This is a genomic window from Pseudomonas sp. NPDC086566, from assembly GCF_050280885.1.
In the GTDB taxonomy this organism is placed as follows: Bacteria; Pseudomonadota; Gammaproteobacteria; order Pseudomonadales; family Pseudomonadaceae; genus Aquipseudomonas; species Aquipseudomonas vlassakiae.
Map to the genome: position 1 here is coordinate 19,310 of NZ_JBNNWD010000016.1, position 22,624 is coordinate 41,933.

Annotated in this window: 23 protein-coding genes; 10 read left to right on the plus strand and 13 right to left on the minus strand. The window is 65.6% G+C overall.

The annotated features are described in order from the left end of the window. Window positions 1–54 precede the first annotated feature (54 nt). The 5 genes from ACQKPS_RS25850 to ACQKPS_RS25870 are packed head-to-tail and all read right to left on the minus strand — an operon-like array spanning window position 55 to window position 5,469. Window positions 55–873, minus strand: coding sequence for an HpcH/HpaI aldolase/citrate lyase family protein (locus tag ACQKPS_RS25850; RefSeq protein ID WP_427606064.1), 819 nt, complete (start codon window positions 871–873; stop codon window positions 55–57). Beyond that, the gene (locus ACQKPS_RS25855) at window positions 870–2,069 is read right to left on the minus strand and encodes a CaiB/BaiF CoA transferase family protein (protein WP_427606066.1); all 1,200 of its coding nucleotides are present in this window, start codon (window positions 2,067–2,069) and stop codon (window positions 870–872) included. Before ACQKPS_RS25855 ends, ACQKPS_RS25850 begins: the two co-directional genes overlap by 4 nt. Before the next feature lie 15 nt (window positions 2,070–2,084). Further along, the gene (locus ACQKPS_RS25860; RefSeq protein ID WP_427606068.1) at window positions 2,085–3,434 is read right to left on the minus strand and encodes an MmgE/PrpD family protein; all 1,350 of its coding nucleotides are present in this window, start codon (window positions 3,432–3,434) and stop codon (window positions 2,085–2,087) included. A gap of 10 nt (window positions 3,435–3,444) precedes the next feature. Beyond that, a complete protein-coding gene (locus tag ACQKPS_RS25865; RefSeq protein ID WP_427606070.1) occupies window positions 3,445–4,608 on the minus strand; it encodes an acyl-CoA dehydrogenase family protein in 1,164 nt (387 codons plus the stop codon). A 21-nt stretch (window positions 4,609–4,629) separates the two neighbouring features. Continuing rightward, window positions 4,630–5,469 (minus strand): FAS1-like dehydratase domain-containing protein, encoded by an 840-nt coding sequence (locus tag ACQKPS_RS25870; protein ID WP_427606072.1) that lies wholly within the window; start codon window positions 5,467–5,469, stop codon window positions 4,630–4,632. Window positions 5,470–5,595: 126 nt separating this feature from the next. Between ACQKPS_RS25870 and ACQKPS_RS25875 the strand changes: the two genes are divergently transcribed. Next, the gene (locus ACQKPS_RS25875; RefSeq protein ID WP_427606074.1) at window positions 5,596–6,483 is read left to right on the plus strand and encodes a LysR family transcriptional regulator; all 888 of its coding nucleotides are present in this window, start codon (window positions 5,596–5,598) and stop codon (window positions 6,481–6,483) included. A 411-nt stretch (window positions 6,484–6,894) separates the two neighbouring features. On the opposite strand, the gene ACQKPS_RS25880 is transcribed toward ACQKPS_RS25875, so the two are convergent. The 3 genes from ACQKPS_RS25880 to ACQKPS_RS25890 all read right to left on the minus strand — a co-directional run bounded on the left by ACQKPS_RS25880 (window position 6,895) and on the right by ACQKPS_RS25890 (window position 8,433). Further along, window positions 6,895–7,614, minus strand: a complete 720-nt coding sequence (locus tag ACQKPS_RS25880) for a TorF family putative porin (RefSeq protein ID WP_427606076.1) — start codon at window positions 7,612–7,614, stop codon at window positions 6,895–6,897. A gap of 105 nt (window positions 7,615–7,719) precedes the next feature. Next, entirely contained in the window at window positions 7,720–8,103 is a 384-nt protein-coding gene (locus ACQKPS_RS25885) for a VOC family protein (RefSeq protein WP_427606078.1), read from the minus strand. A gap of 78 nt (window positions 8,104–8,181) precedes the next feature. After that, complete coding sequence (locus tag ACQKPS_RS25890) at window positions 8,182–8,433, minus strand: hypothetical protein (RefSeq protein WP_427606080.1); 252 nt, start codon at window positions 8,431–8,433, stop codon at window positions 8,182–8,184. Window positions 8,434–8,734: 301 nt separating this feature from the next. On the opposite strand from ACQKPS_RS25890, the gene ACQKPS_RS25895 reads away from it, so the two are divergent. Beyond that, window positions 8,735–8,872 carry a hypothetical protein gene (locus ACQKPS_RS25895; protein WP_254485640.1) on the plus strand — a complete coding sequence of 46 codons (138 nt, stop codon included), beginning with the start codon at window positions 8,735–8,737 and terminating at the stop codon, window positions 8,870–8,872. Window positions 8,873–8,936: 64 nt separating this feature from the next. On the opposite strand, the gene ACQKPS_RS25900 is transcribed toward ACQKPS_RS25895, so the two are convergent. Continuing rightward, window positions 8,937–9,080, minus strand: coding sequence for a hypothetical protein (locus ACQKPS_RS25900; RefSeq protein WP_254485105.1), 144 nt, complete (start codon window positions 9,078–9,080; stop codon window positions 8,937–8,939). Between the two features lie 270 nt (window positions 9,081–9,350). Here ACQKPS_RS25900 and ACQKPS_RS25905 point away from each other — a divergent pair, with 270 nt between their 5' ends. From ACQKPS_RS25905 to ACQKPS_RS25930, 6 genes are all read left to right on the plus strand, one after another. Then, entirely contained in the window at window positions 9,351–10,808 is a 1,458-nt protein-coding gene (locus tag ACQKPS_RS25905) for a DUF3300 domain-containing protein (RefSeq protein WP_427606082.1), read from the plus strand. Beyond that, on the plus strand, window positions 10,805–11,701 hold the full coding sequence (locus ACQKPS_RS25910; RefSeq protein WP_427606084.1) for a DUF2950 domain-containing protein: 897 nt from the start codon (window positions 10,805–10,807) through the stop codon (window positions 11,699–11,701). The genes ACQKPS_RS25905 and ACQKPS_RS25910 overlap by 4 nt, the downstream gene beginning before the upstream one ends. Window positions 11,702–11,945: 244 nt before the next feature. Then, window positions 11,946–13,211, plus strand: a complete 1,266-nt coding sequence (codB, locus tag ACQKPS_RS25915) for a cytosine permease (protein WP_427606086.1) — start codon at window positions 11,946–11,948, stop codon at window positions 13,209–13,211. Continuing rightward, window positions 13,208–14,425, plus strand: a complete 1,218-nt coding sequence (locus tag ACQKPS_RS25920; RefSeq protein WP_427606088.1) for a PucR family transcriptional regulator — start codon at window positions 13,208–13,210, stop codon at window positions 14,423–14,425. The genes codB and ACQKPS_RS25920 overlap by 4 nt, the downstream gene beginning before the upstream one ends. Before the next feature lie 4 nt (window positions 14,426–14,429). Further along, window positions 14,430–15,671: a cytosine deaminase gene (gene codA, locus ACQKPS_RS25925; RefSeq protein WP_427606090.1), complete on the plus strand. Its 1,242-nt coding sequence runs from the start codon at window positions 14,430–14,432 to the stop codon at window positions 15,669–15,671. Window positions 15,672–15,764: 93 nt separating this feature from the next. Beyond that, entirely contained in the window at window positions 15,765–16,694 is a 930-nt protein-coding gene (locus ACQKPS_RS25930; protein ID WP_427606092.1) for a LysR family transcriptional regulator, read from the plus strand. Here ACQKPS_RS25930 and ACQKPS_RS25935 read toward each other — a convergent pair. From ACQKPS_RS25935 to ACQKPS_RS25950, 4 genes are all read right to left on the minus strand, one after another. After that, a complete protein-coding gene (locus tag ACQKPS_RS25935) occupies window positions 16,685–17,128 on the minus strand; it encodes a GlcG/HbpS family heme-binding protein (protein ID WP_427606094.1) in 444 nt (147 codons plus the stop codon). The genes ACQKPS_RS25930 and ACQKPS_RS25935 overlap by 10 nt on opposite strands. Window positions 17,129–17,130: 2 nt before the next feature. After that, window positions 17,131–18,474, minus strand: a complete 1,344-nt coding sequence (locus tag ACQKPS_RS25940; RefSeq protein ID WP_427606096.1) for an amidohydrolase family protein — start codon at window positions 18,472–18,474, stop codon at window positions 17,131–17,133. 170 nt (window positions 18,475–18,644) lie between these two features. Next, a complete protein-coding gene (locus ACQKPS_RS25945; protein ID WP_427606098.1) occupies window positions 18,645–19,802 on the minus strand; it encodes an alpha/beta hydrolase family protein in 1,158 nt (385 codons plus the stop codon). A 182-nt stretch (window positions 19,803–19,984) separates the two neighbouring features. Further along, a complete protein-coding gene (locus tag ACQKPS_RS25950) occupies window positions 19,985–20,923 on the minus strand; it encodes a LysR family transcriptional regulator (RefSeq protein WP_254485115.1) in 939 nt (312 codons plus the stop codon). Window positions 20,924–21,199: 276 nt separating this feature from the next. Between ACQKPS_RS25950 and ACQKPS_RS25955 the strand changes: the two genes are divergently transcribed. Both ACQKPS_RS25955 and ACQKPS_RS25960 read left to right on the plus strand, forming a co-directional pair. Then, window positions 21,200–22,141 (plus strand): VOC family protein, encoded by a 942-nt coding sequence (locus tag ACQKPS_RS25955; protein WP_427606100.1) that lies wholly within the window; start codon window positions 21,200–21,202, stop codon window positions 22,139–22,141. Window positions 22,142–22,144: 3 nt separating this feature from the next. Then, window positions 22,145–22,492 carry a Rieske (2Fe-2S) protein gene (locus ACQKPS_RS25960; RefSeq protein WP_427606138.1) on the plus strand — a complete coding sequence of 116 codons (348 nt, stop codon included), beginning with the start codon at window positions 22,145–22,147 and terminating at the stop codon, window positions 22,490–22,492. The last annotated feature ends 132 nt before the right edge of the window (window positions 22,493–22,624 follow it).

Sequence of the window (22,624 nt, forward strand, 5' to 3'; positions counted from 1 at the left end):
ACTGTGACCTGTACCGGCCTCTTCGCGGGTTCACCCGCGAAGAGGCCAGCAGCCTTAACCGCTTTGCTGGCTGAGTAACCGCCGCGCCCGCAACACCACCGGCGCATCGACCATCTGCCCCTCCAGCTGGAATGCCCCGGCGCCGTTGGCCGCCTTGCTCGCCGCCAGCACCCGCCGCGCCCACGCCAGCTCTTCGGCGCTCGGCGCCAACGCAGCATGAATCACCGGCACCTGCTGCGGATGAATGCACAAGGCGCCGCCATAGCCCATGTCATAGGCATGCCGCATGGCCCGTTGAAGCCCCTGTGTATCGGCGATGGCCGGGAACACCCCATCCAGTGGCGGCAGCAGGTCGGCCCCCCGCGAATGCAGCTGCACCGCCATGCGCGCCTGGTCGAGAAACTGCCGGGCCGCCTCGCTCTCGGTGTTCAACCCCAGGTCCAGGGCCAGGTCGAGGCTGCCGAACGACAAGCGCTCGACGCCTTCAGCTGCGGCAATCCGGGCCAGTGCCAGCAGGCCCTTGGCGCTCTCGATGATGGGCCACACGGGCTTGCCGCCGCGCCAGGCCAGCGCGACTTGAGTCGCGTTCTCCACCTTGGGCAACAGCAGCCCGGCGACCCCAGGCTGCTGCGCGCAGAAGGCCAGGTCGCTGGCGTGCTGCTGATGCTGCGGTGCATTTACCCGCACCCATACCGAGGCCTGCGGCGTGACCTGCAGGAAGGCCGCCAGGTGGTCGCGAGCCTGCTGTTTCAGCGGCTCCTCCACGGCATCCTCGAAGTCGACGATCACCACATCGGCACCCGCCGCCAGGGCCTTGGCAAAACGTTCAGGCCGGCTGCCGGGCACGAACAGGGCGGAGCGTACCGTGTTCATACCACGCCTCCTGCGGCCAGGCTGGCGCGCTGTTCGGCGCTCAGGCCCAGCTCGGCGAGGATGCTCGCGGTGTGCTGGCCCAGCGCCGGCACGGCGTCCATGCGTGGGGTGAAGGCGGCATTGCGCCCCGGTGGCAGCAGCGACGGCAGCTTGCCAGCCGGGCTGTCCACTTCACGCCAGCTGTCGCGGGCCTGCAGTTGTGGGTGCTGCCACACGCCGTGCATGTCGTTGACCCGGGCATTGGCAATCTGCGCCTGCTCCAGGCGCGCTACCACCTCGTCGAGTGGCAGCGCGGCAAAGCGCTCGACGATGAGCTGGCGCAGCACCTCGCGGTGCTCCGAGCGCTTGAAATTGGCGTTGAAGCGCTCATCGCTCGCCAGCGCCGGGTCGAGCAGTACCTTCTCGCAGAACAGCGCCCATTCCCGCTCGTTCTGCAGGCCGAGCATGATCGTGCCGCCACCGCCGGTGGGGAACGGCCCGTAGGGGTAGATGGTCGAGTGCGATGCACCCGCGCGCGGCGGTGGCGGCGCGCCGTTGTAGGCGTAGTACATCGGGTAGCCCATCCATTCCACCAGGCTCTCGAGCATCGATACGTCGATGCGGCTGCCCAGGCCGGTCTTGTCGCGCAGCAGCAGCGCCGACAGCACACCGGTGTAGGCATACATGCCGGCGGCGATGTCGGCGATCGAGCAGCCGGCCTTGGCCATTTCCTCGTCGCCGGGGCCGCCAGTCACCGACAGAAAGCCGCCCTCGCTCTGGATCAGCAGGTCGTAGGCCTTCTTCTTTTCATACGGGCCGCCTGCGCCGTAGCCGGAAATGTCGCAGACGACCAGCCGTGGGAAGCGCGCGTGCAAGGCCTCGAACGACAGGCCCATGCGGGCGGCGGCGCCGGGCGCGAGGTTTTGCACGAGCACGTCGGCCTTGGCCAGCAGGGCATCGAGGATGCCGTCGGCGGCCTGCTGCTTGAGATCGAGGGTCAGGCTTTCCTTGGAGCGGTTGGTCCATACGAAGTGCGAGGCCAGGCCGTCGACGCGTTGGTCGTAGCCGCGGGCAAAGTCGCCGCTGCCGGGCCGTTCGACCTTGATCACACGGGCGCCCAGGTCGGCCAGCTGGCGGGTGCAGAAGGGTGCGGCGATGGCATGTTCCAGGCTGACGACGGTGATGCCGTCCAGCGGGCGGGGTGCAGTTTGGGTCATGGAGTCACCTCGTCATCAGTGCAGTGCGGCCAGCGAGCGTGCATCGCGCAATTGCCAGACCTGCTCGATCAGGGCCTGGCCCTGGGCCGGGCTGCGGGCGCCGGAATAGGCCAGCAGGCGCTGGAACTTGGCTTCCAGCTCCGGGCGGGAAAGGGTGTTGCCGGGGTCGCCCTTGGGCTCATCGATGGCGGCGTAGAAGCGGCGGCCATCGCTGCACGTGACCTCGACTCGGCCCAGCCAACGGGCCGGGTAGGCAGCATCCACTTCAGGGTCCAGTTGCATCTGCACTTTTTCGCGGAAGCTGGCGACCCGTGGATCTGTCAGCGCCAGGTCGCGGAATTCGATGAGCTGCGCGCTGCCGTGCACGGCGATCAGCCCGAGTACGGTGCCCATGGAGAACTTGGCCTGGTGCACGGTGGTTGGCGTGGTGACCCGGCCCAGCACATCGATGGCACCCTGGTGCACGCGGGTGACCACCTTGGCGATCTGCTCATGGCTCAGGCCTTCACGTTGCATCAGCTGCAACAGTGCATCGGCGGCGGGATGGGTATGGCGGCAAGAAGCGTGGAACTTGAACGAAGTTTCCGCCAGCGCCCAGCGCGTGCCCAGGCGGTCGCTCAGGCGCGCCGGGTCGGCATCGCTGGACATCCCGGCAGCCAGTCCCTGGTCACCTTCGAGAATATTGCGCGCGCCGCTCAGGCCATCGGCGGTCAGGTAGGCGGCGAGCAGGCCATCGGCGGCGGCCTTGGCGGTGTGCAGTTGCTTGGAGTCGGCCGCATCGCGGAGGAATGCCCAGAGCCCGGCGGCCTGGGTGCCGGCGCTGCCGAGCAGGTTGATGAACTGTTCCTTGTCGAAGCCCAGCAGCTTGCCCACACCCACGGCAGCGGCCAGGGTGCCGACGGTGGCCGTGGTGTGGAAGATGCGGTAGTGCGAACGGCCGAGGAACTCGCCGATGCGGATGCCCGCCTCATAGCCGGCGACGCTGGCCAGCAGCAGCTCCTGGCCGGACTTGCCGAGGTCCTGTGCCGCCGCCAGCACAGCGGAGAACACCACCGTGGCCGGGTGCAGCACCGAGCTGTTGTGCAGGTCGTCCTGCTCTACAAGATGCGAGGCGGCGCCGTTGACCAGGGCGGCGAAGTAGGGCGATGAACTGCGCCCGCTGGTCAGCACGCGGGCGCTGCCTTGGGCGGGGCCCATGCGCTCGGCGTAGCGCTCGAACAGCGGGATCGGGTGCGCACCCTGGCTGGCCAGGGCCGAGCCGAGCCAGTCGAGGAACAGGTCTTCGGTGCGGTCGAGCACGTGGCTGGGGACTTGTGCGTATTGCAGGTCGGCGAGGAATTCCGCCAGGGCTTGGGTAGCTTGCATGCTCAGGCCCTCAGAAGCTGCGTGGCAGTTCGAGCAGATGCTCGGCCACGTAGGACAGGATCAGGTTGGTGGAGATCGGCGCCACCTGGTACAGGCGGGTTTCGCGGAACTTGCGCTCGACGTCGTATTCGCAGGCAAAGCCGAAGCCGCCGTGGGTCTGCAGGCAGGCATTGGCCGCCTCCCACGAGGCCTTGGCCGCCAGGTACTTGGCCATGTTGGCGCTGGCCCCGGCGTTCTGCCCGCTGTCGTACTCGGCGCAGGCGCGCCAGCGCATCAGGTCGGCGGCCTCGATCTCGATATGGGCTTCGGCGATAGGGAACTGCACGCCCTGGTTCTGCCCGATCGGGCGGCCGAACACCACGCGGTCACGGGCGTAGGCGCTGGCTTTTTCGATGAACCAGCGGCCATCGCCGATGCACTCGGCGGCGATAAGCGTGCGCTCGGCATTGAGGCCATCGAGGATGTAGCGGAAGCCTTTGCCTTCTTCACCGATCAGGCTGCTGGCCGGCAATTCGAGGTTGTCGAAGAACAGCTCGTTGGTCTCGTGGTTGACCATGTTGGCGATGGGTTGCACCGTCAGGCCGTTGCCGATGGCCTGGCGCAGGTCGACCAGGAAGATCGACATGCCTTCGGACTTTTTCTTCACCTCCGGCAAGGGCGTGGTGCGCGCCAGCAGGATCATCAGGTCCGAGTGCTGGATGCGCGAGATCCACACCTTCTGGCCGTTGATCACGTACTTGTCGCCCTGGCGCACGGCGGTGGTCTTGATCTTGGTGGTGTCGGTGCCGGTGGTGGGTTCGGTCACGCCCATCGACTGCAGGCGCAGTTCGCCGCTGGCGAGCCTGGGCAGGTAGTGGCGCTTCTGTTCTTCGCTGCCGTGGCGCAGCAGGGTGAACATGTTGTACATCTGCCCGTGAACGGTGCCGGAGTTGCCACCGCAGGCGTTCACCTCTTCGAGGATCACCGACGCCTCGGCCAGGCCCAGGCCCGAGCCGCCGTATTCTTCCGGGATCATCGCCGACAGCCAGCCGGCCTCGGTCATGGCCTTGACGAAGGCCTCGGGGAAGCCCTTTTCTTCATCGATCTTGCGCCAGTAGCTGGCGTCGAACTCGGCGCACAAGGCGCGCACGCCTTCGCGGATGGCGTTGAGGTCATCGCTGTCGTACGTATGCATGGGGGTGTTCTCTGTCTGGTATCAGTCGAAAAGCACGTCGGCGCTCTGCGCCACGCCGGCCGCATTGCCGGCCCACAGCTGGGCCTGGCCGGGTGCGCTGATGCGCCCGGCCACTTCGAAGGGGGTCGGTACAGTCAGCGGGCGCACGCCGCGGTAGGCAAAATGGCGCACGCGCTTGCCAGGGTTGGCGCGGATGAACGCACGCAGGTTCAAGGTGGCGATCATCGGGCCGTGCACGACCAGGCCGGCGTAGCCTTCGGTTTCAGTGACGTAGGGGAAGTCGTAGTGGATGCGATGGCCGTTGAAGGTCACGGCGGAGTAGCGGAACAGCAGGGTGGGCGTCGGTGTGACCGCTTCGCTCCAGTCGGCTGGCACCTCGGCTGGGGCGCTTTCAAGCTTGGGCGGATTGGCTTCGCGGTAGACGATGTCCTGTTCCTCGCGCACGCACAGCTGGCCGTGTTGCGAGTAGTCGTGGCGCACGGTGACGAACAGCAGCGCGCCGGTACGACCGTGCTTTTCTTCGATGTGCAGGATGGTCGACAGGCGATGGGCTTCGGCGCCGACGGTGAGCGGGGCGATGAACTCGACCCTGCCGCCGGCCCACATGCGGTTACGGTTGTCGGCCGGGGGCAGGAAGCCGCCGCGTGCCGGGTGGCCGCCGGTGCCCAGCTGCGCTTCGGCCATCGGCTCCTGAAAGAAGCACCACATCCACAGCGGAGGCAGCGGTTGGCCGACGGCGGGGGCGCTTTCGCCGAAGGTGGCGGCGATGCGCTTGAGCAGGTTGCGGCTGAGCTCATCGACGGCCTCTTCGGTGCGGCCGATCCAGGCGCTGTAGTCGATGGGAGGGTGGGAAGCAGTCATAACCAGGGGCCTCTGCATTTGTTGTTATGCGCCGATCATGCGAGGGCCCTGGCATTCTGTGAATTTGCATTTGTATAAGGCAGCGTTCAGGTATGCTGAACGCCTTCGCCACGACCGGAGCTTCCCATGCATTTCGACCTGGCAGACCTGCGGCTTTTCATCCACATCGGCGAATCGCCGAGCCTGACCCAGGGTGCACGCCGGGCGTTTCTGTCGCCGGCCGCCGCCAGCGCACGGATCAAGGCATTGGAGGCCCAGCTCGATACACGCCTGCTGTACCGCGACAGTCGCGGCGTCGAGTTGACCCCGGCCGGGCACCAGCTGCTGATGCATGCCCGCCTGATCATGCGCCAGGTCGACTACCTGAAAGCCGAGTTCACCCAGTTCGGCACCGACCTGGCCGGCCACATTCGCATCTTCGCCAACACCACGGCAGTCACCGAGTTCTTGCCCGAAGTACTGGCCGGCTTCATGGCCAAGCGCCCCGGGGTGACGGTCGACCTGCAGGAGCGCCTGTCGCGCGACATCGTGCGCGGTGTGCTCGATGGCAGCAGCGACATGGGCATCATCGCCGGGCCGGTTGAGGCCAGCGGCTTGCAAGTGATGCACTTCAGCACTGACCGCCTGGTGCTGATCGTCCCGGCGGGGCATGAACTGGCAGATCGCAAGCGGGTGACCCTGAAGCAGACCCTGGACTTCCAGCATATCGGCCTGCACGACGGCAGCACCTTGCTGAGCTTCCTGCGGGACCATGTGGAACGCATGGGGTTGAACCTGTCGCTGCGCATCCAGCTATCGAGCTTCGAGGCGATCTGCCGGCTGGTGGAGGCAGGGGTGGGCATCGGCATCATCCCCGAGTCGGCAGCGCTGCGGCACAGCCAGACCATGGAGCTGGTGACCATCAGCCTGGATGAACCCTGGGCGGTGCGTGAGCGCAGCATCCTGGTGCGTGAACTGGAGGCATTGCCGGGGACGGTGCGGGCGTTGATTGCGACGTTGATGCCGGAGGCTTGATACGTGCCACTCAAGGGTACGGTCGTAGCTTGACACCTGGGTGGTTGCTCATGTGTTTGGCTGGGGATCTTCAGCGCCTATGAGATCGAGCGCCGCCCGCGCGGCGCATCGCGGATAAATCCGCTCCCACATTTGTTGCAACGTGGCCATGCCTGTGAGGCCATGGTTGTCAGCGGTTTGCACGGCTCAAGACATGCGCCAAGGCTGGCAACCATGGCGTAACAGGTTCGGCACGTTGCAACAAATGTAGGAGCGGATTTATCCGCGATGCGCCGCGCGGGCGGCGCTCGATCTCATAGGCGCTGAGCATTTCACGGCGAACACATCCGAACACCTCACAAAACCCAAGGCATGCACCGTCAGCGAGGTCAGGTCGGCGTTCAGGCGGTCCGGGAGCATGCTGAGGCCACATCAGAAGAAGCTGCGCTGGGCTTTCAGGGTGACCATGCTTTGGCAGTAGGTGTTGATGCCGGCATAGGCGTCACAACCACTGCCGCTGAGGTCGGAGTTGCTGTAGATCAGATTCAGGTCGATGCCCAGCCATGGCCGCGACAGCTCCAGCGACCAGTCGGAAAACCCGTTGATCTGGCTGCCGTCGCCAATCGTGAAAGGCGTGCCCAGGCGGTGGTGGGCGAGCTTGACGGTGAGGTCGACATCGAACAGCGGCAACTGGCCGAAGTCGGCGAACAGCGTGCCGGTGCGGTTGCCCGGATTGTCGCGCCAGGCGCCGCCAAAGCGGCTGCCCAGCACCGAGATGCCGCCGTACAGGGCGTAGCTGTCGGGGCCTGCGATGTTCGGCTGGCTGTAGTGGATCAGGCCCATTTCATAGCCCAGGGTGCTGTCGAAGTGATGCTTGTAGCCGGTGTAGCTGTCCAGGCGCAGGGTGGAGTCGGGCGTCAGGCCCATGCTCGGCGCGTACTGGCCGAGATACCAACCGCTGGGGTGGCTGAGGTCGAGGCCGCCGTGGAAGGCGCCCACCGCGCTCGGCGAGATGAGCCCCTGGGCCATGCTGCGCGAGGGCGTGGTGCCGAGCTTGAAGTCGAAGTCGCCCAATTGGCGCTGGATCTGTTGCGCGTGCAGTGCCGGGCTCGAGAGAAGGGCAACAGTCAGCAAGAGAAGGGGCCTGATCATGGTCACCGTCCTGGAAGGCTTGCTCTTGAGCGGTCGAGGATACCTGCCTCAGCCGCCAGGAGGCTACCGGTGGTGGCCTTTACTCGACCATTGGTCAAGGGCCGCTCAAACCACGAGTGGTTCGGCGATCTCGATCAGGTTCAGGTCAGGGTCACGGACGTACACCGAGCGGATCGGGCCGGTTGCGCCAGTGCGTGCAACGGGGCCTTCGATGATGGGCCATTGCACCTTCTGCAGGTGAGCGATCACCTGTTCCAGGCTGACCTTGCTGATGAAGCACAGGTCCAGGGCGCCGGGTACCGGCAGATGCGCCTTGGGCTCAAACTCATGGCCGCGAACATGGATGTTGATTTTCTGGTTGCCGTAGCGCAGTGCCAGGCGCTTATCGCCGAAGGTTTCCAGCTGCATGCCCAGCACCCGCGTGTAGAAAGCGGTGCAGGCTTCGACATCGGTGGTGGTGAGGACCAGGTGGTCCAGGTGATCGATCATTGGCCAGCCTCGGTGACAGGGACTGAAGGCGATCAGTCCGGGCAGGGCCATGATAGTGCGGTTAGCCGGTCTTTCAACTCAGCCCTTGATTGCAGGCTGGCCTTCGGCAACCTCGGTGATCACCTGCGTGCTGGCGGAACGTTCGATGACGCGCTTGCGCAGTTCGTACTCGTCCAGCGACAGGCCCTGGCGTTGGATGGCCTCCAGTTGCAGCTGGCGGGTTTCCTCGGCGGTGTAAGGGCGCAGTTCCGGGTGGCTGGCGCAACCGCTGAGCACGGCGATTGCGGTGGCGGAGAGGGCAGCAAGCAGCAGGCGGGCCGTGGTGTTCATCGGGGGAAGCTCCAGGATTCGGGCGGTGGGAATCGATGGGGCTAGGTTATTGATTGATGGCGATGGGTAGAAATTGGTGTTGTCGATAGTGACTATCGAGGCTGCTGCAAGTCTCGTGTGCAGGTGCTGTTGCGCTACGCTGGAAAAACATTGCTGCGGCGCACAGTTTTGCCAGCAAACTGGCGGAGCGGGTCGAGGCGTCTCATCAATTGCCGCCGGATACATGCAAGTACTGGAATGCGCAACATGCTCGTTTGAAACATGGCATCCGTTAGTTCAGGGCAATCCGGGAGGGCAGCGTATGAGTGGACGTGCACTGGAACCCATCGATCGCATTACCGAAGTGATGTTCGGCCTGTTGATGGCCACCACCTTCACCGGCTCGCTGAGCGTCGCCACGGCCGGCCGCGAAGATGCCCGGCTGATGTCACTGGCGTGATCATGTCGCTGGTCGGGGTGGCGCTGATCCTGGCCATCATCGCCCTCGGTGGCTGAGCCAGGCGTCAGTACCTGATGTCCCTGGCGCGTTCGCGACCTTGCTGTTTGGTGTGGCGTTTGTCCTGGCGGCAACCAGCGTTGCTCTTCTGGTCGGCGTGGCGGCAGTCCTGCTTGGTCTGGCGTGCATCCTGGCGGGTTTCCTGGCGCACCTCGCGGGCTTGCTGGCGCCGTTCGGCGCGCTCGGTAATCGGGCTCCTGATGGATGGGTTTATTGCCGCTAATCGCTCGACGCCTGTTCAGTACAGTTGCGTTTCAAGGCGATCTAGATTTAAAGGCAGTAAGCGTAGTTGCCATTAGTGCATTGAAATCCAATGCGCAAAGTGGTCGAAAATGCCGCCTTTGCTACCCTTACCGCACGGCAGCGACTGCCGGGTTGGCAATCCACTCTTTTCACGCGGTATGGCCAGATGAGGAATGCGATGCGCATGCCACTGTTATGCGTCTTGTCGGTCGTGTTGTGCCTTAACGGTGTTGCCAGCCTGGCGCTGGCCGAGGATGTGCCAGCGCCCGACCCGGCACCTGCGCAAGCCAAGCAGGCAGTGTTCAGCCAGGAGCAGCTCGACCAGATGCTCGCGCCGATTGCCCTGTATCCCGATCCGCTGCTGGCCCAGGTGCTGATGGCGTCGACCTACCCGGGCGAGGTGACCGAGGCGGTGGCTTGGTCCAAGGCCAACCCCAAGGCCCAGGGTGATGACGCGGTCAAGCAAGTGGCCAACCAGACCTGGGACCCGAGCGTGCAGTCGCTGGTGGCGTTCCCGCAGGTGCTGGTGGTGCTCGGCCAGGACCCGGTGTGGTTGCAGCGCCTGGGCGACGCCTTCCTGGCCCAGCCCGATGACGTCATGGCCGGCGTCCAGCGCCTGCGCCATCAAGCCCAGGCGGCTGGCAACCTGACCAGCAACCAGTATCAGAACGTCACCGTGCAGGCCGCGCCCGCAGCGGCCCCGGCCAGCTCAGCCAGTTCCCAGAGCGCGCCTGCCAGCAGTGCGTCGACCAGCACCATCATCATTCAGCCGGCCGACCCACAGGTGGTCTACGTGCCCACCTACAACCCGACCACCACCTACGGCACCTGGGCCTATCCGGCCTCGCCGCCGGTGTATTACCCACCGTCGCCGATGTACTACGCAGGTACCGCGCTGATGGCCGGGCTGGCGTTCGGCGCGGGCGTGGCGATCATCGATTCGGTGTGGGGCGATTGCGACTGGAACCACGGCGATGTCGATATCGACGTCAATCGCTACAACAACATCAACGGCAACAACCGCATCACCAACAACCAGAACAAGTGGCAGCACAACCCCGCGCACCGCGATGGCGTGCCGTACCGCGACAACCGCAGCCGCCAGCAGTACGGTCGCCAGCTCGACGGCGCCAACCAGCGTGCTGCGTTCCGTGGCGATGATGCCCAGCGTGCCCAGGCCCGTGATCGTGCCCGCAGCTCGATGGACCGTGCGGGTTTCGAGCGCCCGGCCACCAGCAATCGTGAGGCCCTCGACAGTGCACGCCAGGCCCGCGCCGAAGGCGGTGTGGGCAATCGCATGCAAGGCGTCAACGACAATTCGCGCCGAGCAGAACCGCGCAACATGCGTGACAACACCCGCGACAACCAGCATGCGCGTAATCAGGTCAACCCGCGTCGGCAGGGTGACGGCCAGGCCCGCCAGGCCGCGCAGACCCGCCCGAGCAACACGGCAGGCCGCGCCCGCAACAATGCCTTCGACGGCGTGCGTTCGCCGTCGCGTACCACGGCGCAGGCTAACCGTGGCCGTATCAGCCAGTCGTTCGCCCAGCGGCCCAACGCCTCGCGCGCAGCGGGGCATCAGATATCCAGGCCCAGCGCCCCGGCGCGTCGCGGTGGTGGAGGTGGCCGTCGATGAACACCAGGACAACGATTGCAACGTTGTTGATCGGCCTGGGCCTGGCCTGGCCCCACCTGGCCGCAGCGCAGGAAGCCTTCCCGACGCCGGAGAAGGCCGTCGATTCGTTCGTTCAGGCGCTGGGCGTCGAGCACGCCGATGAAGCGCGCCTGACGCAGCTGCTCGGCGAAGATTGGCGCACCTACATCCCACGTGAAGGCGTGCAGCGCAGTGACGTCGATGCCTTCCTGGAGCAGTACAAGGCCGCGCATCAGATCGACAAGCAGGGCGATGACAAGGCCATCCTGGCCGTTGGCCCTGATCACTGGACCTTGCCCATTCCCTTGACCAAGGCTGGCAACGGCTGGCGCTTCGACCTCAAGGCCGGCAGCGCCGAAATCCGCGCCCGGCGCATCGGCCGCAACGAGCTGGCGGCATTGCAGTCGGTGCTGGCCTATCACGACGCACAGATGGACTACGCCTCGAAGGACCGCAACGGCAACGGCGCGCTGGAATATGCCCAGCAGATCTTCAGCACGCCAGGCAAGCATGACGGCCTGTTCTGGGAGGACGAGGAGGGCGGCGAGATCAGCCCGCTGGGGCCGCTGTTCGGCAAGGATGTGGTAGGAGATGCCTGGTACGGCTACCACTTCCGCATCCTCGATGGCCAAGGCCCGTCGGCACCGGGCGGCGCCTACAGCTACCTGATCGGCAACCAGATGAGCCGCGGCTTCGCCCTGGTCGCCTGGCCGGCGAAATACAACGACAGCGGCGTCATGAGCTTCATGATCAGCCACGACGGCCAGGTGTTCGAAAAGGACCTGGGGCCGCAGGGCGACAAGATTGCCAAGGCCATGAAGCGCTTCGACCCGGATGACAGCTGGAAAGAGGTGGACGTCAACGCCAGCGAATGAAGGCAGTGTGCGCACCGCCAGCGGCAGGCTGGGTGAAAACTACCCGGTGCTGTTCCGCTTTGGTGCGCGCCTGCCTCAATACAGGTCTGATCGCACAGGTCTGCTTAAGCAGTCAGGCAAAAAGTGTGCAGGGTGAACAGGTAAGGTTGTGCCGATTGCCCGCAAATTTCCGGTTTTTCGCACTTGGCAAAAGCGGCCCGCATATTGCTCTCCTGGTGGCAACGACAACCCGGAGCACCGTGCCATGAGCTCACCTACCGAATTCCCGCTATGCGAAGCCCCCACATCCTCGCGCAAGGGGCTGCTGCCCATTGCCATGGTGTTGTTCAGCTTTACCTTCTTCACCGGCACCATGTTCGCCGGTGGCAAGCTGGGCATGGCCTTCAATTTCGTCGACATGCTGTGGGTCGCCGCCATCGGCAACACGCTGCTGGCGCTGTATGCCGCCGCCCTGGCCTTTATCGCCTCACGCAGCGGCTTGAACACCGTGCTGATGGGGCGCTTCTGTTTCGGTGAAGCGGGTAGCCGGCTTTCCGACTTCATCCTGGGCTTCGCCGAACTGGGCTGGTATGCCTGGGGCACCGCCACCGTGGCGATCGTGCTGGTCAAGTTGCTCGGCCTGGCGGGTGGTTTCACCGTGCCGTTGATGGTGCTGTTCGGCCTGGGCTTCAGCATTACCGCGATCATCGGCTTCAAGGGCCTTGACCTGCTGTCGCGGGTGTCGGTGCCGCTGATGTTCGCGCTGCTGCTGGTGTCGATGTACATCGCCACCGCCGATGCCGGGGGCTTTGCCGGCCTGGCTGCGGTGGTGCCCCATGAAACCATGACCTTCTCGGCAGCGGTGACCATGGTGTTTGGCACCTTCGCCAGCGGGGCGACCCAGGCCACCAACTGGACCCGGCTGTCGCGCAGCGGGCGGGTGGCGGTGGTGGCCAGCATCGTCGCCTTCCTGCTCGGCAACGGCCTGATGGTGGTGGCCGGGGCCTGGTGTGCGATGGTCTACCAGCAGGCCGACATCGTCGAAGTGATGATGCTGCAAGGCTTGTCGTTCGCAGCCGTGGTGATGCTCTGCCTGAACCTGTGGACCATCCAGGGGCCGACGATCTACAACGTTTCGGCAGCGGCCTGCCACCTGCTGCGCAGCGAGCGTCGACGCACTGCCACGCTGGTCGCGGCAGCGGTGGGCATCGTGCTGGCGATCGGTGGCATGTATGAAATGCTGATCCCGTTCCTGGTGTTGCTGGGTTCGATCATTCCGCCCGTGGGCGGGGTGATCATGGCCGATTTCTGGTATCGCCACCGTGGCAAGTACCCGGCGCTGGCCTCGGTACAGCTGCCGCGCTATAACCTGTTGGGCCTGGGGGCCTATGCGCTGGGTGCGGTGCTGGCCTACGCCTCGCCCTGGGTCGCGCCGCTGGTAGGCATTGGCGCCTCGGCCCTGTGCTACATCGTCCTGCTTGAAGTCAGCGGCCGGCGCCGGGCGCCGGGCCAGGCGAGCGTCGAGCCGTGAGCCTGGCGCTGGACGAAATCCTGCACCTGCCGGGCCTGCAGGAGATGACCGTGCGTGCCGGTGCGCGCAACCTGCAGCGGCGGGTGCGCTGGCCCTACGTGGCCGAGAACGAAGGTATCGCCGAGTGGGTGATGGGCGGCGAACTGGTGTTCGTCACCGGCATCAACCACCCGCGTGGCGAGGCCAACCTGCTGAGCCTGGTCGAGGACGGCGAGGCGGTGGGCATTGCCGGGATGGTGATCCTCACGGGCGGCACCTTCATCCAGGCCATCCCGCCGGCAGTGATCACCCGTGCCGAGCAACTGGGCCTGCCGTTGATCGAGCAGCCCTATGCCCTGAAGATGGTAGTCGTCACCCACGTGATCGGCACGGCCCTTGTGCAGATGAACCAGGTGCGCCGCTCGCGCAACGACATCCTCGGCCAGTTGCTCAGCGGCGACTACCCGAGCCTGGCCATTGCCCGCCAGCGTGCGGCGCACCTGGAACTGGCACTGGATGAGCCGCGTCGCGTGGTGGCGCTGCGCTTGCTGCACGTCGAGCAGCTGTTCGAGCGCCATGGCCTGACCCAGGGTGAACGCCTCTGGCAGGCTACCCGCCAGGCCCTGGAAGACCAGCTTGAAGCCTGGTGCCGCGAACGACCGGGCACGCTCACCGCACAGTTGCCGGGCGATCTGCAGGTGCTGTTGCTGGCGGATGCTCCCGGCCTGCCGCAGACCCTGGCCACACTGCACCGGCAGCTGAACGCGGTAGTGGGTGAGCTGGCACTGTACATGGGCCTGTCGCGCCTGGCTGCCGATTGCGCCCACTACCGTCAGGCGCTCAGCGAGGCGCGCCAGGCCCTGGAGGTGGCGCAGCAGCTGCACCCGGCCAACGGCTTTTGCGACTTCAGCGAGCTGGGTGTGCTGCGCCTGCTGCAAGGTATCGCCGACCGGTCGCTGATCGATGACTTCGTTGCCCAGACTTTGGGCACGCTGATCGCCCCTGGGCGCAAGCAGCCGCATGTGCTGGTGCACACCCTCGACGCCCTGCTCAAGGAAAACGGCAACGGCCTGAAGGCCGCCCAGCGCCTGGGCCTGCACCGCAACACCGTCAACCAACGCATTCAACGCATCGAACAACTGAGCGGGCAGTCCCTTGACGACCCGCTGTTTCGGATGAACGCTTCTGTCGCCATGCTGGTATGGCGGATGAACGAAGCCCAAGGTAAGGAGTAACGCCATGAACATCATCAATGCCCGCCTGCGTGGCAAGACCGGCCTGTTCCGCATCGAGCTGGACGGCGAGCGCATCGCCGCCATCGCCCCGCAGGCTGACGTGGCCGTGCTGGCCAGCGCCGATGACCTGGACGCCCGGCAGAACCTGGTGGTGGCACCCTTCGTCGAGCCGCACATCCACCTCGACGCCACCCTCACGGCAGGCGAGCCGAAGTGGAACATGAGCGGCACCTTGTTCGAAGGCATCGAGCGCTGGGCCGAGCGCAAGGAAATCACCACTCACGACGACATCAAGAGCCGCGCCAGGAAGACCATCGGCATGCTGGTGGACCACGGTATCCAGCATGTGCGCACCCATGTCGACGTCACCGACCCCAAGCTCACCGCACTCAAGGCCATGGTCGAGGTGCGCGATGAGGTTCGCCACCTGGTCGACCTGCAGATCGTCGCGTTTCCCCAGGAGGGTATCGAGTCGTACGCCAATGGCCGGTCGCTGATGACCGAAGCGGTGGCCATGGGCGCCGATGTGGTCGGCGGCATTCCGCATTTCGAGAACACCCGCGACCAGGGCGTAGCGTCGATCAAGTTCCTCATGGACCTGGCCGAGCGCACCGGCTGCTTGGTGGACGTGCATTGCGATGAGACCGACGACCCGCAGTCGCGCTTCCTCGAAGTGCTGGCCGAAGAGGCTCGGGTGCGCGGCATGGGCGCGCGCGTCACGGCCAGCCATACCGTGGCCATGGGTTCCTACGACAACGCCTACTGCTACAAGCTGTTCCGCCTGCTGAAAATGTCGGGGATCAACTTCGTCTCGTGCCCCACCGAAAGCATCCACCTGCAAGGACGCTTCGACAACTATCCCAAGCGCCGCGGGCTGACCCGCGTGGCCGAGATCGACCGGGCCGGGATGAACGTGTGCTTCGGCCAGGACTCCATCGTCGACCCGTGGTACCCGCTGGGCAATGGCAACATCCTGCGCATTCTCGAAGCCGGGCTGCACATCTGCCACATGCTCGGCTACGAAGACCTGCAACGCAGCCTCGACCTGATCACCGACAACAGCGCCCGCACCCTCCACCTCGGCGAGCGCTATGGCATCGAGGTCGGGCGGCCGGCCAACCTGCTGCTGCTGTCGGCGCCGGATGACTACGAGATGGTCCGCAGCCAGGGCCACGCGCTGGTATCGGTGCGCAACGGCAAGGTGCTGATGCGCCGCACCCCGGCGCAGGTTGAGCGCTTTGCCTGACGGTTCACGCCACAGTCCGGTATCGAGAAAATGGATACCAGCCAGCGTGAAACACGCCTCCTGCGCCTGACGGCTTTGCGGTATAAGCCAGTGATGCGCTATCGACGTCTGGATCTCAATCTGCTGGTCGCCCTGGATGCGTTGCTCGAAGAGTGCAGCGTCAGCCGGGCCGCGCAGCGCCTCAACCTCGGCCAGTCGGCGACCAGTGCCGCGTTGGGGCGCCTACGCGAGCACTTTCAGGACCCGTTGCTAATTCCGCAGGGGCGGGGGCTGGAGCCCAGCGCCCTGGCGCGGCAACTGGCACCCAAGGTGCGTGAAGTGCTGGGCCTGGCAGGCGAGCTGGTCGAAACCACGACGGGCTTCGACCCGGCGCGTTGCGACCGCCGCTTCGTGCTGGTGGCGTCGGATTACGTGGCTGCGACCCTGATACCTGCGGTCAGCCGTAACCTGGCGTGTTTGGCGCCCCGGGCGTCGCTGGTGGTGCGCGACTTGCCGTTGCCACGCGATGGCGATGTGGTCGCCGAGGCCCTTGACTACCGTCGCAGTGACCTGGTGATCGTGCCGCAGGCGCGAATCAACCCGCGCTACCCCCACGCATTGCTGCTCAAGGATGAACTTTGCTGCATCGCCTGTGCCCACCAAACCGCCTACCCGCATGGCCTGAGCCTGACCGACTATTGCTCGGCGGGGCACGTGGTGCGCGAGTTCACCGATGGCCAGAACCTCTCGCTGGACACCCAGCACCTGCGCGAAGCCGGTATCGAACGGCGGGTCGAGGTGGCCGTGCAGAGCTTCGCCCTGATGGCGGAGTTCGTCGTTGGCACGCCGCGCATCGCCACCCTGTTCCGCCGCCAGGCCGAAGCGCTGGCGCGACGTTACCCGTTGCAGGTATTGCCTTCGCCCGTTGCCTTTCCCTTGGCTTCGCAGGTGCTGCAATGGCACCCGCAGCAGGCCGCCGACCCGGCGCTGGCCTGGCTTCGCCAGCTGCTGGCGGAGCAGGCCCAAGCGCTGGATCAGGGCTGAAGGTCGCCAGTATCGCCGATCAGCCCGAGCGTTTCGATGGCCAGCAAGGCGCAACGCTCGTCGTTGTCCGATGTGTCGCCACTGACCCCGATCGCTCCCTGTACACGGCCTTCTGCATCACGCAGGAGAATCCCCCCGGGTACCGGGATCACTTCGCCCGCGGTGAGGCTGTTGATGGCAGCGAAGAATACCGGCATCGCCTGGGCCCGACGGGCCAGTTCGCGGCCGCCGAAACCCATGCCAAGGCAACCGCGGGCCTTGCCGGTGGCAATCTGCGGGCGCAGGAAACTGGCCTGCTGGTCGCGCAGCACCGCCAGCGGATGGCCGGCGTGGTCGAGCACGGCAGCCGCCACAGGCTGCATGCCCAACGCCCGGGCGTGGTGAAGGGTGGCGAGGGCCAGTTGCACGGCCAGTTCGCAATCGAGGGCGGGCATGTTCACAGGCTCCATTTGCCGAGTTCGGCAACGCGGTCACGGGTATACAGGTCGGTCCATTTCAGCGAGTTGAAGTCCGACACTTGCTTGGGGTTGTAGGCGGTGCGTTGCAGCCGCACCGGCTCGCCGGCCTTGTACACGGCCTGCAGGCGATCACGGTCCTGAAGGATGCGGATGTCGTCCAGGGGCGAGCCGTCAAGCACCAGCAGGTCGGCCTGCTTGCCGGGCTCCAGGGTACCCAGGGTCTCGCCGCGCGGCATCAGGCGTGCACCGACATGGGTTGCGGCGAACAACGCTTCGGCCGGCGTGAAGTCCAGGCGCCGCACCAGCAACTCCAGTTCGCGGGCATGCCATTCGCCATACGGGGTGACGGCAAAACCGCTGTCGCTGCCGCAGGCGAAAGGTACTCCGGCCGCCTTTGCGCGCTTGAGCACTGGCGTGCCCAGCTCCAGGGTGCGAGCACAGTAGCCGGCGTAACCGGTGCTGATGGCGGGGTCGTGGGGCTGGCAGAAGTCCACCGTGTTCTGCGGGAAGGTCATGGTCGGTGCCAGCACACTGCCGGCTTCGAGCAGCGCCTCGATGCAGGCGTCGTCCATGTAGAAAGCGTGGAACACCAGGTCGACACCGGCCTTGGCCGCGTACATCACGGCTTCGCGGCCGTAGGCGTGGGTCGCGACGCGACAGCCGAGGCGGTGGGCTTCATCGACCATTTCGCGGGTTTCATCGGCGGTGAAGGCAGCGATGATCTCCCCGTTGGGGCGCCGGTGGGTGCCGTCCATGGCGATCTTGATCAGGTCCACGCCGTCCTTGGCTTGCTTGCGGATCTGCGCGATGGCATCACTGCGGCTGGTGACCAGCGCGGCGGTGAAGTATTCGGGTGCGCCAACACGGCTGGGGAACCAGTCGTTGAGGCTTTGCCGGTTGGTGATCACGCGGCTGCTGGCGGCGATGCGCGGGCCCTCGAACAGCCCGGCGTTGACGGTGTTGCGCACGGCGATGCTGAGCTGGCCGCTGTCGCCGGGGCAGACCATCGAGGTCACGCCGGCAGCCAGCACGTGCTGGGCGAAGAACAGCCCGCGCAAGGCGCGGAATTCGTCGCTGGTCCAGATATCGATGTCTTCCTCGCTCTGGGCATTGCCGAACGCCAGGTGGGTGTGCACATCCACCAGCCCGGGCATGACGAAATGCCCTTTGACTTCACGGTCGCCAGGCCGTGGCGGCGGTGCCTCGCGGGTCGGCCCGACATGGCGGATCACGCCGCCTTCGATGATCAGCGTGTGCAACGGGCGGGCCTGCAGGCTGGTGCCGTCGAACAGGGTGGAGCAATGCAGGTGCAGGGCAGGCATGGACGAAATCTCCTCGTCTTGTTGTGTTGCAACAGGCTAGGCCGTGGCCATTGCCCGGCACCAACAGTTGCTGTCGATGCCCTGCCATCGACGCCATCGATAGCTGGCCCCCTGCGCGTGCAGGAATGAAAAACGGCGCCCAAAGGCGCCGTTTTGTTCAGTGCAGCGGGTCAGTCGGTATGGCCACCAAGGGTCTCGGCCACCCAGTCGGCGATGTAATGGCCGGCATTGATGCTGTTGTCGAAGCTGGAGTGCTGCACGCCGCCTTCGCGATCAGTGAAGATCTTCAGCTCGCGCTTGGGGCTGTTGACTAGCTGCTCGTAAGTGCGGTGCGCCCATTTGAGCGGGATCTGCGAGTCCTTCTCGCCATGGGTGACCAGGAACGGCACGCGGATGCGATCGAGCACGCCGTCGAGGTGCACGTTCTCGGCGATGGCCATGAATTCGTCCATGTCCTTCGCCCCCCAGACCCACTGCACGTGCGCCCAGTAGTGCGGCACCGGGAAGTCGCCTTCCTTCTCCAGGCGACGTTTCTGCACATCGCGCCAGTCGTGGTTGGCACCCCACACCACGCCGCAGGCGAAGCGCGGTTCGAAAGCCACCGCGCGCGGGCAGTAATAGCCACCCAGGGACACGCCTTCCATACCGATGCGCTTGGCGTCTACGTCAGCGCGGCGCTCCAGCCAGTCGACCACGCGGCTGGCCCAGTGCTCGCTGTCGTAGCGTGCATTCAGCCCCTGCAGGCGCAGCGCTTCGCCGGTGCCAGGCTGGTCGACGATCAGCGACGACACCCCGCGTTTGGCCAGCCAGGCGGGCAGGCCGACGCGGTATTTCATCTCCTTGGTCGAATCCAGACCGTTGACCTGCACCAGCAGTGGCGCCGGGCCACTCACGCCTTGCGCCCGTACCAGCAGGCCCGAGAGGTGCTTGCCCTCATACGGGATTTCGACCCGCTCGCAGTTTTCCCTGGCCAGGTCGATACCTCGGGCGAAGGTCTCCAGAAAGCGCTGGTACAGTGCCGCACGCCCCGGCGCGCCGTGGGCCTGCAGGCGTTCGCAGGTCAGGTAGTAGGTGGCGGCGCGGTTGTATTTCTCGCCCGCAGAAAGGCGCCGGCCAGCGGCCTGGTCTTCCTCGGCCAGCGCACAGAGCTTGTCGGCCATGTTTGCCCAGGTTTCCCGGAAGGCCTGGGTACCCGCGGCGTCGGGCTGCCTGGCGGCGTCCTGCAACGGGGCGCACATTGCCTCGATCTCGCCCAGGCGGGCGCCCATCTCGATGGCCAGGTCCACCGAGAGGTTCCAGACGTAATTGGTGGGGAAGTAACGGAACATTTGTTGTTGTCCTTCTGCGGTCGTTGAGTCCGGTGCCCGCGACTGTGGCAGGCACGCAGGGCACGGTTCGAAGGCAAGGTACGCAGGCAGGGCAGGGCGAGGCCAATCGTGATCGGGGATGCAAGGTATCGCCAAACGCGATGCCCCGGCGCGGTGGTGCAGGCCGGGGCGATGGCCAGGGTTCAGGCGCTGGCGCGAAGCGGCGCCGGCTGCTGCTCGGCGCGTCGGATGAAGGCGCTGATGCGCTCGCGCAGCCAGCGGTGCATGGGGTCGCCGTCCATGCTGCGGTGCCAGAGCATGAATTCGCGCATGACCGGGATCTTCACCGGTGGCGGCAGGATGCGCAGGGGCAGGTAACCGGCATACAGCTCGGCCAGGCGGCGGTGCATGGTAGCAATCCGCGCCGTACCTACCAGCAATTGGGGCAGGGTGTTGAAGTCGTTGGTGATCACTTCCAGGCGCCGGTTGAAGCCGTACTGGCTCATGAACCAGTCCTCGATGCTCAAGTGGCGGTTGCGGCCAAAGCCCACTGAGATATGCCCCATCTGCATGTACTGCTCCAGGGTCAACTGCTCGCCGACCTCGGGGTTGTCGCGCCAGACCACGCAGACATGGTCTTCCTCGAACAGCAACTGCGCCGGGTGGCCGTCGATGAGGTAGCGCTCGGGCACGATCATCATGTCGACCTCGCCGCGCATCAGCAGCTCGGCGCTGTTGTCGCCGGGGCTGATCATTTCGAAGGTGATGTGCGGCGCTTGCTGGTGGATGTTCTGGATGACCTGGGCGAACAGCACGCTGATCAGGTAGTCCGAGGCCACCAGGCGAAAGTGCCGCTTGCTGCTGGCAGGTTCGAACACCGGCTTGGCGGTGATCGAGGAACGGATGGTCAGCAGCACCTCGCGCACCGGCCTGGCCAGCTCCAGGGCATAGGGCGTGGGCTGCATCTTGCGGCCGACCTGCACCAGCAGCTCATCCTCGAAAAACGTGCGCAAACGGCCCAGCACACCGCTGGTGGCCGATTGGGTCATGTGCAGGCGTTCGGCGGCACGGGTGATGTTCTGCTCCTCGAGCAGGATGTCCAGGGCGACCAGCAGGTTCAGATCCAGGTGGTGAAAGCGCATGGGAATAGCTCTCGGTTCTTGTAGTTATTTTCGCGATACCTTCCCGCTGCATTGCCGATACGTCAAGACCTGCGCGCCTTGCCGGCGGGCCAACGCCAGGCGCCATGGGCTGGCGCACAGGTATCGCGATTGCCGATGCCTCGCATCCTGCGTCGCGATTGGTCACGCCACCCCGGCACCGAGCAACCTGCACACCAGTCGAACGGCCGCTGCGCCGCCACGACCCAGAACGGTGACCCTGCCTCGCCGAATAACAATTGCAATGGAGTGGTAGCCATGAACATTCTTGGTCTCGACGCGCTGGTGTTCGGCGTCGACGATATCCAGGCCTGTGCCGATTGCCTGCGTGACTATGGCCTTACGGCCACCCGGCTGAATGCTGACGGTGGCCGCTTCGAGGCGCTCGACGGTACCGCGATCGTCATCCGCCGGGGCGACGACAGCAGCCTGCCGCCCGCGCTCGGGCCAACCCCTTCACTTCGCGAAACCGTCTACGGCGTCGCTTCGGCCGCTGATCTGGAGGCCATCGCCGATGAGCTTGGCCGTGATCGAGCGGTGCACCGCGATGCCGATGGCGCGCTGCATACCGTCGACGACCTGGGGTTTGCGATCGCTTTCCAGGTCACCTGCCGGCGTGCTTTCGAAGCCCCCGCTGACCTCACCAACGCCCCCGGCAGCGCACCGCAGCGCCCGCTCAACCAGTTGGGCATCAGCCTGGACATGCCGACACGCCCGCGCACCTTGTCGCACGTGGTGTATTTCGTGCCTGACGCGGCCAAGGGCGAAGCCTTCTACCGTGATCGCCTGGGCTTCGTCACCACCGACAGTTTCAGCGGCGTCGGCCCGTTCATGCGCAGCGCCGGCATGGACGACCACCACTGCCTGTTCATGATCCAGACCCCGCCGCACATGCAGGGTTGCGAACACTTCACCTTCCACATGGGCAGCGGCACCGAGGTGCTGCTGGCCGGTACGCGCTTCCAGCAGCGGGGCTGGACCAGCTTCTGGGGCCCGGGTCGGCACCTGCTGGGTTCCAACTGGTTCTGGTACTTCAACAGCCCGCTCGGCTGCCACATCGAGTACGACGCCGACATGGACAAGCACGATGACGCCTGGGCCGCGCGCGTGGCGCCGATGTCGGCCGACAATTCGCAGCTGTTCCTGTTCAGCTCGCGGGAGAAATGGGCACCGGGTGGTCCACCGCCCAAGCAGGCCTGATTGATGCGCTGCGTGGCGTTGTGCCGGCTGGACGCCTTGGAGGAAGGGCAGGCCCGTGGTTTCGACCCGCAGGGCCAGGGCACGGACAGCCTGTTCGTGCTGCGCCACAGGGGCCAGCTACGTGCCTATCGAAACCTCTGCCCGCACCTGCAGGTGCCGCTGGAATACCGCAAGGACCGTTTCATGAGTGCCGACGGGCAGTGGGTCATCTGCTATGCCCATGGCGCGCGCTTCAGGCCCGAGGACGGCACTTGCGTCCACGGCCCCTGCCGTGGTCAGGCCTTGCAGGCACTGGCGCATCAGCAAGTGGACGGTTGGCTGCTATTGCCACTGGCGCAGCTCGAGCGCTGAGCTATCGCGCCGCGCGATAGGTCGCATCCCGCGACTCGATTGGTCAAAGCCCGGCGCAGCCGGGAAGCTGTGCCCAGGCACAGAAAACGGTCGCCGCGCATGCCGGGGCGGACAACAAGAACAAGACGTGAG